Below are 12,949 nucleotides of genomic sequence, written 5' to 3'. Positions count from 1 at the left end.
ATCATCCCTTAACATCTATTCGGCCGTCGACATATTTCATGATCTCATTGGCCGTCTCCTCGATTGCCATCTCGGATACATCGATTACAGGACAGCCGATCTTCGATATGATTTCATTGAAATAATCAAGTTCTTCCTGGATCCTCTTGTCGTTGGCATAGCTGGCCGTATCCTTCAGTCCAAGCTGGGTGAGGCGCTCTTTCCTGATCTTGTTCAGAGTCTGCGGATTGATCTTGAGCCCCACACATTTTTTCGGATCGACACCGTACAGTTCTTTCGGCGGTACGACTTCGGGCACCAGCGGTACATTCATCACCTTGTACTTTTTCAGCGCCAGGAACTGGGAAAGCGGTGTTTTGGAAGTCCTTGAGACGCCGATGAGGACAATATCCGCCTTGTCCAGGCCGCCTGCATCTTTGCCGTCATCATATTTTACGGCAAATTCTATTGCTTCGATTTTCTTGAAGTAGTCTTCATCGAGCTTATGGACACGTCCCGGTTCATAATAGGGCTGTTCTTCCGTCTTGCCTTCCAGAACGCTCATCAAAGGTCCCATGATATCTACGGAAGGGATCTCTTCACTCTTCAATTCCTGCTGTATATACCGGCGGAGATCCGGGGTGATGATGGTGAAAACGACAATCGCATTCTTACTTTTCGCAAGATCGACGACATCATCCACATGTTCCTCGGTTTCTATATAAGGATATCTGATCAGTACTTCGCCTGATTCATCAATGTTGAACTGTGACAGGCAGGCCTTTGCAACCAGTTCCCCTGTTTCACCGACGGAATCCGATGCTACGATCACTTTCAATTTAGTCATTCAAACACTTCCTTATTCCATGAGATTGACAAATACACGTGCGATATTCGTTTTGGTTATTCGTCCTATGACGCGTTCCACCCCGTCCTGATTTTCCACCACAGGCAGGGAATCGATCTGTTTTTCAATAAGCTGGTTGGCTGCATATATCAACAGGTCGTTTGGGTAGCATATGGTTATGCTCGGTTTACGGGTCATGATGACACTGACCGGTGTTTTCTCTATATCATTGCCGCCCATCGTCCCCCTGAGCAGGTCTTTCCGGGAAATCACACCCGCCAGTCCATTCTCTTCATCAATTGCATACAGTGTCCCCACATCTTCGAGGAACATCTTGACGATGGCTTCATAAATGGAAGTATCTTTCTTGATCAGGATGGGGACACTCTGGACGTCCCGTACGATGATATTCCTTATTTTGGAGCTCATCACTTCTTCAGATTCCTTGCCGGTGTAAAAATAGCCCACTCTGGGTCTCGCATCCAGATACCCGGACATTGTGAGAATGGCCAGGTCGGGACGCAGTGTGGCTCTAGTCAGAGACAGCTGCTCTGCAATTTTACTTCCGGTGATCGGTCCGTGCTGTTTCACAATTTTAAGTATTTTTTCCTGTCTATCGTTCAATTCCATGCCATCACTCCCAACACACCAATTATAATACATTCAGGGCAATAAAGAAATATAAGCAAATGTTTGCAGAACAATCAATATCCGGCTATAATAGGACTGAAGCGAGTTAAGGATGGTGTGAGCTTAACACATTAAATGGCGTAAATGATGGAAACAAACGATATATAAAAGCGGAGTGTATACACTAATTGGGGTGGAACCGCGGGCTCAGCTCGTCCCCGGATGACAATCGACTATTGTTGTCCGGGGGCTTTTTGCGTTTTCTCCATCCGTCCTCCATCCAAAAATCAAAAGGAGCCGATTCATATGGAAATGGATACAATTGTAAACTTAGCGAAGACCAGGGGGTTCGTATTCCCTGGAAGTGAGATCTACGGTGGTCTTGCAAACACCTGGGACTACGGTCCGCTTGGTGTGGAACTGAAAAATAACGTCAAACAGGCCTGGTGGAAAAAGTTCATCCAGGAATCTCCTTACAACGTGGGGCTTGATGCCGCAATCCTCATGAACCCCAAAACATGGGAGGCATCCGGCCACCTGGGCAACTTCAACGATCCAATGATCGACTGCAAGGAGTGCAAGTCACGCCACCGGGCGGATAAGATCATCGAGGATGTAATGCAGAAAGAGGACGATACTTTTGTAGCGGACGGACTGAGCTTCGATGAAATGAAACGCATCATCGACGAGCGCGATATCAGATGCCCGAACTGCGGTGCACACAACTATACGGACATCCGCCAGTTCAACCTGATGTTCAAGACATTCCAGGGTGTCACGGAGTCATCTACAAATGAGTTGTTCCTGCGTCCTGAAACGGCTCAGGGCATTTTCGTCAATTATAAGAATGCACAGCGTACAATGCGCAAGAAGCTTCCTTTCGGCATCGGCCAGGTGGGTAAATCCTTCCGTAACGAAATTACACCGGGCAACTTCACTTTCAGAACCCGCGAATTCGACCAGATGGAACTGGAGTTCTTCTGTAAACCGGGCACTGAAATCGAATGGCAGAACTACTGGAAGGATTTCGCAGAGAAATGGCTCGCCGACCTGAACATGAAAACCGAGAACACAAGACTCCGCGATCATGATGAGGATGAACTCAGCCATTACTCAAACGCGACTACAGATATCGAATATAAATTCCCGTTCGGCTGGGGTGAACTATGGGGCATCGCCAGCCGTACAGACTACGATCTGCGCCAGCATATGGAACACTCCGGCGAGGACTTCAGATATCATGATCAGGAAACCGGTGAGAAGTACATTCCATACTGCATTGAGCCGTCACTCGGCCTCGACCGTGTCACCCTCGCCTTCCTGTGTGATGCATATGAAGAAGAAACGCTTGAGAACGGCGAATCCCGCACCGTACTGCGCTTCCATCCGCAGATTGCACCGTTCAAAGCAGCTGTACTGCCGCTTTCCAAGAAACTGAGCGGAGATGCGATCAAAGTCTACGAAAAGATTGCGGGCGACTTCAACGTTGAATTCGATGAATCACAATCCATCGGCAAGCGTTACAGAAGACAGGACGAAATCGGTACACCGTACTGCATCACTTTCGATTTCGATTCACTCGAAGACAACAAAGTGACGGTGCGTGACCGTGACACAATGGAGCAGACACGCGTCGGCATCGATGAAGTGAACAGCTTCCTCAAAGACAAAATGAATTACTGATGTGACTATAAAAAGCGTGGTGCCTGTGGCATCACGCTTTTAGTATGACTGCAGCAATTTCCTCGACTTGAAATAGACCCCTGTGTACTCGTCGTAGATCAGTTCTGTAAATTTCAGCAATTTCCGTGCATTCTCTTCCGTGATGCTTATGGAATCAACATTGCCGACAGCAACATGCTTCAGAAATCCGGCCAGATAAAGAACACGGTTGCTGATGGGTACAGACCGCTCTCCTGTTTCATCATCCATGCATCCCGCACAGATTACACTGTGATACTTGAAGGAATAATTGTGGAATTCCTTATAGTCCTTCGAACCGCATATCGCACATTCTGTGACATTCATCTCTCCGCCGTAGTACGGCAGCATCTTGATGGCACAGAAGGCGACCACTCCGGCCGGCTGGCTTCCTTCCTCCAAAAGAGTAAGCGATCTGATGAGCAGCCGGTAGAAGCTCTCCTGGAGGACATCTTCCTCGAGCGCCTTGATGATGAGTTCCAGAACGTATGACGCATGGCTGTAAATATCAAAATCACCATTCACTTTTTTGAAGCTCAGCACTTCATCCACTTCATTCAACGTCCCCATCCCTTTGAACCTGCTGTACGTAAAGAGGAACTCCTTGATCCCCTGGCGCAGGACGATGAACGGGCTGTTGGTTTTGTTGAAACCGCGTACCATCAATGGGACCTGTCTGCCTTCTTCTGTCAATATAGTGATGATCCGGCTCGACTCACTGTAGTTCGTCTGCCGGATCATCACACCTTTTTGCTGGTATATCATTGATTTATCTAATACTCCTCGTCTTTATAGCCAAGTGAACGGATGAACTGTGTTTTGTTGCGCCAGTCCTTTTGCACTTTGACCCAGACTTCCAGGAATACTTTGCTGCCCAGGAGATTTTCTATATCAGCACGGGCGAGCTTGCCGATTTCCTTCAGCATTTTACCGTTTTTGCCGATGACCATGCCTTTTTGTGAGTTCCTTTCCACATAAATCGTTGCGCTGACATGGACCGTCCCTTTTTCATCGGCTTTCATCCTGTCGATTTCGACCCCGATGGCATGCGGGATTTCCTGGCTGGTCAGATGGAGTGCCTTCTCGCGGATAAGTTCGCTCACGATGAAGTGCTCAGGATGATCGGTGACCCTGTCCGCCGGATAATACATCGGGCCTTCCGGGAGATATCCCTCAATCACTTCAAGCAGTTTTTCGATGTTGTTGCCCTGCAGTGCTGAAATCGGCACGATGTCGCTGAATTCAAGCTTATCCTTGTATACCTCGATTTGCTGGATCAGCTTGTCCGGATGGACAAGGTCGATTTTGTTCATCACGAGAACAATTGGCGTTTTTGTATTTTGAAGCATGTCGATGATGAATTCATCACCCCGGCCGAGCTCCTCTGAAACATTTACGAGAAACAGGATCACTTCGGTTTCGCGGAGTGTGTTCCTCGCAACTTTCATCATGTGTTCCCCGAGCTGGTGCTTCGGTTTATGGATTCCCGGCGTATCGATGAAAATCATCTGGGAATCGTCAGTAGTGTAGACACCCTGTATTTTATTTCTCGTAGTCTGCGGCTTGTCGGACATGATGGCAATCTTCTGCCCGAGCACTTTGTTCATGAACGTTGATTTCCCAACGTTGGGCCGTCCGATGATGCTTACAAACCCCGACTTGAATTCTTTTTCATCCATCATTCAAAATCCTTTCCTGAAAAGCCAAGCGGAAGTAGTTCATCCACAGTCCGTCTGATGACATCACCTGACTTGTTTGTCATATATACCGGCATATCGTCATGGCACAGCTCTTTCATGACCTGTCTGCAGACACCGCACGGACTCGCCGGTTCATCCGCGTCGGTGACGATGACGATGGCCTTGAATTTTGTAATGTTGTTCGAATAGGCGCTGACGAGCGCGCTTCTCTCCGCACAGATGGTTGCCGGGTAGGCGGCATTCTCAATATTCGCGCCATAAATGTATCCATCGTCCTCCGTAATCAGGAGGGCACCTACATTGAATCTGGAATAGGGGGTATATGCCCTGGACTGGGCCTCCTGCACCTCTTTGATCCACTCCTCCTTGAAAATACCATCATTCATATCTTCTCTCTCCATTCTCCGTCTAAAATATATAAGGGATGAAAACAACCAGCCCGACAGCCACTGCATAAATGCATGACAGCAGTACGGCTGCAGCGGATACATCCTTCGCCGCTTTCGCATATTCATGATAATCCCCGGTCACAAGATCGACGGTGTACTCGACACCCGTGTTCATCACTTCGGTGACGAGCACCGCGAATATCGCACTGATGATGAAGAGCCACTCAACCTTTTCAAGGCTAAAAAACAGTCCAAGCAAAATTACCAGGACTGTGACAACCATGTGCGAGAGGACATGCATATCTTTCTTCAGCATGGTTTTAAGCCCCATGAAGGCAAATTTGAAACGTCTGAATAGCCGGTTTACCATATTATACCTCTCTGGATACACCAAATGCATCTAAAATTTCATTCTGCAGGGCATTCATTTCACGTTCATCATCGTCTTCCATGTGATCATAGCCGAGCAGATGGAGAAATCCGTGCAGGGAGAGGAACAAAAGCTCGCGTCTGTATGAATGGCCGTACTCCTCCGCCTGCTCCTCCGCCCGCTCCGTGCAGACGATGATATCCCCGAGGGTGCGCAGTGCATCTTCATGAATCAGATTGTCTACCTCGTCCTCAAGCGCGAAACTGATGACATCAGTCACCTGGTCCTTGCCCCTGTAATTGCTGTTGATTTCCTTTATCTCCGCTTCATCCACAAAAGAGATGCTGACTTCAGCATCCTCTTCCTGTTTCAGATGACTATAGGCAAAGCTTAGAAGCTTACGGATCTCTTCCTGCTGGCCGGCCGATGTATGATTTTCATCATCTATGAAATCTACTGTAATCATATTACTGCTCCTTCTCGTAAGCTTTAATAATTTTCGACACAAGCGGATGGCGCACGACGTCGGATTCATCCATCTTGTTGACTGCTATGCCTTTGACACTGCTGAGCAGTTTCACGGACTCCACCAGTCCGCTCTTGGTCGTCCCCGGCAGATCGATCTGTGTTTCATCACCTGTCACGACCATCTTTGAGCCGAAGCCGAGACGGGTCAGGAACATTTTCATCTGCATTTCCGTCGTATTCTGGGCTTCGTCCAGTATGACGAACGCCTCGTTCAGTGTCCGTCCGCGCATATAGGCAAGAGGTGCCACCTCTATCACACCCCGCTCAATCAGACGGTCTGTCTGTTCGACACCGAGGACTGTATGGAGGCCGTCGTACAGCGGACGCAAATAAGGATCGACCTTCTCCTTCAGATCGCCCGGCAGGAAACCGAGATTCTCACCCGCTTCTACAGCCGGCCGTGTCAGTACAATGCGTTTTACATCGTTTTCACGCAGCATCTGACATGCAAATACCACTGCCAGGAAAGTCTTTCCAGTACCGGCGGGACCAATGCCGAATGTCAGATCATTCTTTTTAATATTTTCAATATAGAGCCGCTGCCCTGTTGTTTTTGCACGGATGCCTTTGCCTTTTATATCCCGCGCAATTTCCTCATTATAGAGATCGGCAAGGTACTCGATTGTACCCTTCCTTGCCATCATCGCAGCAGACTGTACATCACGGAGATTGACCGTCATTCCCCGCTGGATGATTTTCAGAAGATTGATCAGCACATCCTCGGCGAGTTCAACATTTTCATCATCCCCGCCGCTCACAGTGATCTCATTGCCAAGCGTATGGATGGTGACACCGAACTCCTCCTCCAGATAGGTAATATGCTGATCGTTGGCACCAATCAGTGCCTGTGCCTCGTCAAGGCTGTCTATACTAATGATATTAGGCATTCGTAAACCCCTTTTTGTTAGTCTCTTTCAATCTAAATTTACCACTAAGCACCAGCCTCTGCAATGAATTACTACAATGAAAAAGTTGATGAAGACCATCATTCAGCCGCTTTCCGGAAAATATTCACGCGCCTGATCACATTCTTCCCTGCACTCTTGAAAGTGACAAAAATGCCGGCTTCGAGAGAGGCTCTGCTCTGGAAATGAAGCGTGCATTCCATTGCTGCATCCTTGCCGTGGGTGATGATGCTGTTCATAGTTATCTTCTCAATATCGCCGGGAATCTCAGGCAGTTGTGCCTCCTCCGTGACAGCTCCTTCCAGAAATGGCCCGTCCTTCTCAAGCACCGCTGCAACGGCTTCGACGAGGAAAAATTTCCTCGGTGCATTGCCGCATCCGGCCGGATATTCGATGACAACGCCGTTTTCTGTTTTGATTGTTTCCATGCCGTCCCCCCTTTCCTGATATTTCCACTCATCTTCCCACAGTCCATCCTCCGTCCGCCTTTATGGAAGCGCCCTGCACATAAGCAGAGTCATCAGAAGCTAAAAAGACAGCGACCGCAGCGATTTCCTCCGGCTGGCCCGCCCTGCCTGCAGGAATATCATTGAGACGTTCATCTTCGACACCTTCAACCATCGGCGTGGTTATAAAACCGGGTGCAATCAGGTTGGCTTTAATGCCTTTTCCGCCAAAATCATATGCCAGCTGTTTGGTAAACCCTTCGATTGCATGTTTACTTGTGACATACGCTGCACCTCCGGCACCGGCTACGAATGTTGACTGCGAGCCGATATTGATGATAGTTCCCCTGCCTTTATCAAGCATGACAGGCAGGACTTCCCTGACGGCAAGAAATGCTCCTTTGACGTTCACTTCCATCAATTTATCATACAGGTCCTCATCCAGCTCAATGACATTTTTGTAACCGTCATGTATACCTGCCCCATTATAGAGGATATCAATTGTGCCGAACCTTTCGATCATGCGGGCGGCACCGCTTTTCACATCTTCAGCTTTCGTCGTGTCCAGCTGCAGGAAGATGGCTTCACCGCCGTCTTCTTTTATCTCATCCACGATGCGTGCACCATCCGTTTCATCCCTGCCGGCTGCCGCCACTTTCGCACCCTCACGGGCAAATGCTTTTGCAACCGCCTCTCCTATGCCGGAAGTACCGCCAATTACGAGTGCAGTCCTCCCGTCTAATTTCCCCATGTATAAAACTCCTTTCTGTCATTACATGATATCTCTACCCATTTTCCTTTCATGCATAAACGGATTGGCAGGTTTTATGGGGACAGGAAGGGGAATTACAGTAATATATGATTTCACAATACTTATAAAGAAGATTTTTATAGGGCATTAAAAGCTCTGTATCTGAATACATCATTGAAGCATGGGGATGACCAGTCGAACACTGAGGCGCTCATGAGGAAATCGATGGACATACTGGATGGTGAAGATGTGGAGAGCGAACTCCTCAGAATTTCAGACTATAACATCAAAGTCGGTATGACTGGAGATATGGGTGACGGCGATGAATGGCCGATGATATATGAAAAGATAATCGGGGCGGATATCCTCGTCATCGGGACGCCGATATGGAATGGACAGAGAAGCAGTCTCGCTTCACTCGTGATGGAAAGGATCTACGCCCAGAGCAGTGAGACGATGGAAAATGGGCAGTCGAAGTATTACAACAAGGGGTTCGGTACAGTAGTGACGGGAAATGAGGACGGTGCCAAAAGCGCAGGCGGAACCATCCAGTCGCGCATGGCCAATCTGGGATTCACCATTCCGCCGAACACAAATGCGTACTGGGTCGGGGATGCCGGCCCGGGACCGTCATACATCGAAGCCGGACAGGAGAATGAGTTTACCATCAGACAGACGAGGATGCTCAGCCACAACCTTGTGCATATGGCAAGAATACTGAAGGACACACCAATCCCGCCGGTCGGCAATACATTGCAATAGAAAACATTCAGATGCATGTTATGGATATGAAAGAAACACGGGTCCCAAAATTCCGGAACCCGTGTTTCTTTATGAATCTATGGAATCGTCATACGCCTGCAGCGCCTTTCCGCCGTAGACACTGCCGGGGCCGCCGCCCATGACGATCGCGACGCCGGCAATTTCCGCAATCTCTTCACGCGATGCACCAAGCTTGATGAGCTTGTTGACGTGATTGCCGATGCAGCCCTCACATTTATCTGCAATGGCATATGTCAAAGCAGCAAATTCCTTCGTCTTTTCATCCAGAGCCCCTGCCTTATATGCTGAGTCCTGGAGGATCTTGAAGCTTTTCATCGTCTCCGGAATCGTCTTCTGCAGCCTTTTTGTATTCCCCTGTGCCACCGTATTGATATCTTTGAAATTATTTGCCATGATAACCTCCCTTTCTGTATTTCCTGTAATAATACTATATCAGTTAAATGAAATATTTTGCATCCCAGCGCTCGGGCAGCAGTTCATCCAGTTCCGCCGTCCGGTTATCGGGCAGGCCGATCTCACAGTGATAATTATCCTCTCCCACCTGGTTGATCAGTTCTCTGCACCGTCCGCATGGCGGTAATACTTCACCGGTTTCATAGACGGCTATGATCTTATCAATTTTATATTCCCCGTCTGTCACCATGGAAGCGATCGCTGAATGCTCCGCACAAAATCCGATCGACGACGGCAGGTCGAGGGCTACACCTGTGTATATATTCCCCCTGTCTGTGACCAGCGCCGCAGCGACATGACCCATCTTGCCGTTCCGTGATGTCCTGACGGTATAAAGTTTGGCCTTCGCTGTTTCGTAGAGTTCCTCCATATCCATAAGTCTGCACCTCTCATCATGTTACTGTCTAGTCATAGTTTACCCTAAAAATCTCTTTTCAAAATAAATAAACCACCCGAGCAGGGTGATTTAGGAACTATTCTCTGTTACTGTCAATCTCTTCTTTCTTTTTCTGTATCTCGGCTTTGCGCAGTGTCCGGTAATTCTGCATCACTGCAGACAGTCCGAGCAGCACTACGATCAGCTGCGCCCACCAAGCCGTATCAATGACCAGATTGGAAAGAATGAGATAGAGGAGCAGTATTACCGCAAGGATTTTTATATTGCGCTTCGCCCTATCCATAATGGCTGTTTCTCCATGTCTCTTCCTCACACGCAAGCTCCAGTGTGAAGAGGTGTATGAATGTCAGTGCAATGAATGCTGCAGAAAAAATCACGGCAATCACCGGGAATGAAAAATCGAAGAATGCAGGTATCAGCAAAAGAAGCGGAATGAGGAGTGTCGCCAGCATGCTTCTCTGCCTGTAGTCCTTCGACAAGTATTGTGTTTTGCTGCAGTGCGGACAGTCCATTCCAATCTCAAGTGTAATGTATCTTTTCAAAATGGCATTTACCGGCCATACATGTTCACAGTTTTTGCATTTAACCAAAGTGTTCTCTCCTTAAAATAAGCGTCTACTTTGTCTGCTATAAAAGTTTTGTAAATAGGAAGTATAACACATACAATCCGGCGATGAATATAGCAATTGTCCAAATATACAGTATGATCCTGTTGAATTCCTTCTTATTTCCGGCAAGGTAGATGAATGCTGTCGCACTGATCGGAAACATCAGAATCATGAATATGACCATGAATACAATACTCATACCATCTGCTCCTTCAGTATTGCACTTATTTATCCAGGTTCAGGGCTTTGAGCTGTTCTGCGAGGGCGTTATTGATCGGCTCCTCTTCTTCCTGATCTTTGAGATATTTATTGACCGTGCGTTTGTCCACCTTGCCTCTGCCCTCTTTTTTGCGGCGGGCTTCAAACGCCGAAAGCTTTTCACGGTAGCCGCATCTGCATGTGAATATCTGTCCGTCACCTTCGCCGCTCAGCGTCATTTTCTTTTTACATTTCGGGCATCTTGCATTTGTCGTCTTTGCCACATTTTTGCGGTGTCCGCATTCCCGGTCCTGGCACACGAGCATTTTGCCCCGCTTGCCGTTCACTTCGAGAAGCGGTTTTCCGCAGTCCGGACATGTTTTACCAGAGATATTGTCATGTCTATATTTTCTATCGCTGTTTTTAATTTCCGCAGTGATTTTTTTCGTATGTGCTTTCATCTCTTCTATGAAGACATCTTTCTCCAGATTGCCTCTGGCAATATCCTCGAGTTGCTGTTCCCATATTGCGGTTGTAGCAGGGGACCTCAGAGCTTCCGGCACCAGTTCCAGCAGCTGTCTGCCTTTGGAAGTGATCCTGATCTGCTGCCCCTGGCGTTCCACCATGAATGAATTGAAGAGTTTGTCTATGATATCTGCACGTGTCGCCACGGTTCCGAGGCCGCCCGTCGACTGAAGCGTCTCTTTCAGTTTGCGGTCATGGACCTCCATATATTTTGCCGGGTTCTCCATCGCTGACAGAAGCGTCGCCTCTGTGAACCTTGCAGGCGGTTTCGTCTGACCTGTGGTCCGTGTGACATTCTGTACTTTAAGCGCATCACCGGGTTTTAACTCCGGCAGCCGCTGATCCAATACATCATTCTCTTCATCATCATATTTGTTTGCATAAGCTTCCTTCCAGCCATTTTTCCTGACTGTTTTGCCGCGGGCTGTGAATGACTCCGACCCCATCGCTGCAGTAACTGTCAGCTGTTCATATTCATGTGCGGGCAGAAGGACGGCAAGGAACCTTTTGACGATCAGGTCATAGACCCTCCTCTCCTGTTCACTGAAGTCCGAAGGATGGACATGATTTTCCGTCGGGATTATGGCATGGTGGTCACTGACCTTCTTATCATCGACGAATGTATGATTAACATGGATCTTATTCCTCAGGATTTTCGTTGCCGTACTTCTGTACTCGCCTATGCCGCAAGCCTTGAGCCGTTCGGGTATGGTGGAGACGATATCACTCGACAGGTATCTGGAATCCGTCCTTGGATACGTCACCACTTTGTGCCTTTCATAAAGATTCTGCATCACATTCAGTGTTTCTTTGGCGGAAAGGCCGAACTGTTTGTTTGCATCCCGCTGCAGTTCCGTCAGGTCATACAGTGATGGTGCATAGGTCCGCTTCGTTTTCTTCCTTACATCCGTCACCTGCATGTGTTCATTGCCCATTTTTCGGATGATGGAGTCGATTTTCCCGCCATCAAAACTGCGGCTGCCGCCCTTCTCGTCCTGCCATGTGAATCTGACTGAGCCAGTGGAGGCTTCCATGCCGTAATAGGTCTTTGTTTTGAAGTTCCTGATTTCATTTTCCCGCTGCTCAATCATCGCAAGGGTCGGTGTCTGGACACGTCCGCAGTTGAGCTGGGCATTGAACTTTGTCGTCAATGCCCTTGAAGCGTTGAGTCCGATATACCAGTCTGCTTCAGAACGGGCGACTGCCGCCTTGTACAGGTTCTCATAATCCCTGCCCGGCTTCAGCCGTTCGAAACCTTCTTTGATCGCCTTATCCGTAACTGAAGAGATCCACAGTCGTTCAATCGGTTTACGGATTTTCGCTTTATCGATGATCCATCTTGCAACCAATTCACCTTCCCGGCCGGCATCGGTGGCAACAATGATTCTGTCTACATCTTTGCGGATGAGCTGTGATTTTACTGCATTGAACTGTTTGCCTGATTTTTTGATGACCGTCAGCTTCAATGGTTCCGGGAGCATGGGCAGATCTTCAAGTTTCCACTGCTTATACTTATTATCGTAGCTTTCCGGATCCGCCAGTGTAACCAGGTGGCCGAGCGCCCATGTCACTATATACTTATCCCCTTCAAGGTATCCATTCCCTTTTTTATGACACTTCAGCACACCTGCAATATCACGTGCGACTGAAGGTTTTTCAGCCAATACTACACTTTTCGCCAATATTATCATCCTTTCGCGTACCCTGACAGTATACACCATATCTAGGGCAGAGAAAAT

General features: G+C 48.2%; 18 protein-coding genes. 2 read left to right on the top strand and 16 right to left on the bottom strand.

What is annotated here, in order from left to right; genetic code table 11:
- Position 1: 1 nt before the first annotated feature.
- Entirely contained in the window at positions 2–826 is an 825-nt protein-coding gene (locus WN59_RS01280) for a pyruvate, water dikinase regulatory protein (RefSeq protein ID WP_046511373.1), read from the bottom strand.
- Positions 827–838: 12 nt separating this feature from the next.
- Positions 839–1,456, bottom strand: a complete 618-nt coding sequence (locus tag WN59_RS01275; protein ID WP_017548830.1) for a helix-turn-helix transcriptional regulator — start codon at positions 1,454–1,456, stop codon at positions 839–841.
- Positions 1,457–1,762: 306 nt separating this feature from the next.
- Here WN59_RS01275 and WN59_RS01270 point away from each other — a divergent pair, with 306 nt between their 5' ends.
- A complete protein-coding gene (locus WN59_RS01270; RefSeq protein ID WP_046511369.1) occupies positions 1,763–3,139 on the top strand; it encodes a glycine--tRNA ligase in 1,377 nt (458 codons plus the stop codon).
- A gap of 39 nt (positions 3,140–3,178) precedes the next feature.
- Here WN59_RS01270 and recO read toward each other — a convergent pair whose 3' ends face one another.
- The 8 genes from recO to WN59_RS01230 form a co-directional block, all read right to left on the bottom strand.
- Positions 3,179–3,922 carry a DNA repair protein RecO gene (gene recO, locus WN59_RS01265; RefSeq protein WP_046511367.1) on the bottom strand — a complete coding sequence of 248 codons (744 nt, stop codon included), beginning with the start codon at positions 3,920–3,922 and terminating at the stop codon, positions 3,179–3,181.
- An 8-nt stretch (positions 3,923–3,930) separates the two neighbouring features.
- Complete coding sequence (era, locus tag WN59_RS01260; RefSeq protein ID WP_046511364.1) at positions 3,931–4,839, bottom strand: GTPase Era; 909 nt, start codon at positions 4,837–4,839, stop codon at positions 3,931–3,933.
- The gene (gene cdd, locus WN59_RS01255) at positions 4,836–5,243 is read right to left on the bottom strand and encodes a cytidine deaminase (RefSeq protein WP_046511361.1); all 408 of its coding nucleotides are present in this window, start codon (positions 5,241–5,243) and stop codon (positions 4,836–4,838) included. The genes era and cdd overlap by 4 nt, the downstream gene beginning before the upstream one ends.
- A gap of 22 nt (positions 5,244–5,265) precedes the next feature.
- On the bottom strand, positions 5,266–5,616 hold the full coding sequence (locus tag WN59_RS01250) for a diacylglycerol kinase family protein (RefSeq protein WP_046511359.1): 351 nt from the start codon (positions 5,614–5,616) through the stop codon (positions 5,266–5,268).
- Between the two features lies 1 nt (position 5,617).
- Positions 5,618–6,082 (bottom strand): rRNA maturation RNase YbeY, encoded by a 465-nt coding sequence (ybeY, locus tag WN59_RS01245; RefSeq protein ID WP_046511356.1) that lies wholly within the window; start codon positions 6,080–6,082, stop codon positions 5,618–5,620.
- A 1-nt stretch (position 6,083) separates the two neighbouring features.
- Entirely contained in the window at positions 6,084–7,031 is a 948-nt protein-coding gene (locus WN59_RS01240) for a PhoH family protein (protein ID WP_046511353.1), read from the bottom strand.
- Between the two features lie 98 nt (positions 7,032–7,129).
- The gene (locus tag WN59_RS01235; RefSeq protein ID WP_046511351.1) at positions 7,130–7,477 is read right to left on the bottom strand and encodes a hypothetical protein; all 348 of its coding nucleotides are present in this window, start codon (positions 7,475–7,477) and stop codon (positions 7,130–7,132) included.
- Positions 7,478–7,505: 28 nt separating this feature from the next.
- Positions 7,506–8,246, bottom strand: a complete 741-nt coding sequence (locus tag WN59_RS01230) for an SDR family NAD(P)-dependent oxidoreductase (RefSeq protein ID WP_046511349.1) — start codon at positions 8,244–8,246, stop codon at positions 7,506–7,508.
- 156 nt (positions 8,247–8,402) lie between these two features.
- On the opposite strand from WN59_RS01230, the gene WN59_RS01225 reads away from it, so the two are divergent.
- Positions 8,403–9,008, top strand: a complete 606-nt coding sequence (locus WN59_RS01225; protein ID WP_046511346.1) for a flavodoxin family protein — start codon at positions 8,403–8,405, stop codon at positions 9,006–9,008.
- A gap of 69 nt (positions 9,009–9,077) precedes the next feature.
- Here WN59_RS01225 and WN59_RS01220 read toward each other — a convergent pair whose 3' ends face one another.
- The 6 genes from WN59_RS01220 to WN59_RS01195 form a co-directional block, all read right to left on the bottom strand.
- A complete protein-coding gene (locus WN59_RS01220; RefSeq protein ID WP_046511343.1) occupies positions 9,078–9,422 on the bottom strand; it encodes a carboxymuconolactone decarboxylase family protein in 345 nt (114 codons plus the stop codon).
- 43 nt (positions 9,423–9,465) lie between these two features.
- Positions 9,466–9,858, bottom strand: coding sequence for a cytidine deaminase family protein (locus tag WN59_RS01215; protein WP_052747217.1), 393 nt, complete (start codon positions 9,856–9,858; stop codon positions 9,466–9,468).
- 97 nt (positions 9,859–9,955) lie between these two features.
- Entirely contained in the window at positions 9,956–10,162 is a 207-nt protein-coding gene (locus WN59_RS01210) for a hypothetical protein (protein ID WP_046511340.1), read from the bottom strand.
- Positions 10,155–10,469, bottom strand: coding sequence for a TIGR04104 family putative zinc finger protein (locus WN59_RS01205; RefSeq protein WP_046511337.1), 315 nt, complete (start codon positions 10,467–10,469; stop codon positions 10,155–10,157). Before WN59_RS01205 ends, WN59_RS01210 begins: the two co-directional genes overlap by 8 nt.
- Positions 10,470–10,506: 37 nt before the next feature.
- Positions 10,507–10,686, bottom strand: coding sequence for a hypothetical protein (locus WN59_RS01200; RefSeq protein ID WP_046511334.1), 180 nt, complete (start codon positions 10,684–10,686; stop codon positions 10,507–10,509).
- Between the two features lie 25 nt (positions 10,687–10,711).
- Positions 10,712–12,892, bottom strand: a complete 2,181-nt coding sequence (locus WN59_RS01195; protein ID WP_046511331.1) for a DNA topoisomerase III — start codon at positions 12,890–12,892, stop codon at positions 10,712–10,714.
- Positions 12,893–12,949 lie beyond the last annotated feature (57 nt).

Source organism: Salinicoccus sediminis (genome assembly GCF_000986795.1).
GTDB lineage: Bacteria > Bacillota > Bacilli > Staphylococcales > Salinicoccaceae > Salinicoccus > Salinicoccus sediminis.
Note: the sequence above shows the minus strand (reverse complement) of the source record. Positions and strands in the feature narration are given on the sequence as shown.

Coding starts and splice junctions, on each gene's coding strand:
- cdd (WP_046511361.1), bottom strand. CDS start 5,243: ATGAATGATGGTATTTTCAAGGAGGAGTGGATCAAAGAGGTGCAGGAG.
- WN59_RS01235 (WP_046511351.1), bottom strand. CDS start 7,477: ATGGAAACAATCAAAACAGAAAACGGCGTTGTCATCGAATATCCGGCC.
- WN59_RS01230 (WP_046511349.1), bottom strand. CDS start 8,246: ATGGGGAAATTAGACGGGAGGACTGCACTCGTAATTGGCGGTACTTCC.
- WN59_RS01215 (WP_052747217.1), bottom strand. CDS start 9,858: ATGGATATGGAGGAACTCTACGAAACAGCGAAGGCCAAACTTTATACC.
- WN59_RS01275 (WP_017548830.1), bottom strand. CDS start 1,456: ATGGAATTGAACGATAGACAGGAAAAAATACTTAAAATTGTGAAACAG.
- WN59_RS01210 (WP_046511340.1), bottom strand. CDS start 10,162: ATGGATAGGGCGAAGCGCAATATAAAAATCCTTGCGGTAATACTGCTC.
- WN59_RS01240 (WP_046511353.1), bottom strand. CDS start 7,031: ATGCCTAATATCATTAGTATAGACAGCCTTGACGAGGCACAGGCACTG.
- WN59_RS01270 (WP_046511369.1), top strand. CDS start 1,763: ATGGAAATGGATACAATTGTAAACTTAGCGAAGACCAGGGGGTTCGTA.
- WN59_RS01250 (WP_046511359.1), bottom strand. CDS start 5,616: ATGGTAAACCGGCTATTCAGACGTTTCAAATTTGCCTTCATGGGGCTT.
- WN59_RS01220 (WP_046511343.1), bottom strand. CDS start 9,422: ATGGCAAATAATTTCAAAGATATCAATACGGTGGCACAGGGGAATACA.
- WN59_RS01200 (WP_046511334.1), bottom strand. CDS start 10,686: ATGAGTATTGTATTCATGGTCATATTCATGATTCTGATGTTTCCGATC.
- ybeY (WP_046511356.1), bottom strand. CDS start 6,082: ATGATTACAGTAGATTTCATAGATGATGAAAATCATACATCGGCCGGC.
- recO (WP_046511367.1), bottom strand. CDS start 3,922: ATGATATACCAGCAAAAAGGTGTGATGATCCGGCAGACGAACTACAGT.
- WN59_RS01280 (WP_046511373.1), bottom strand. CDS start 826: ATGACTAAATTGAAAGTGATCGTAGCATCGGATTCCGTCGGTGAAACA.
- era (WP_046511364.1), bottom strand. CDS start 4,839: ATGATGGATGAAAAAGAATTCAAGTCGGGGTTTGTAAGCATCATCGGA.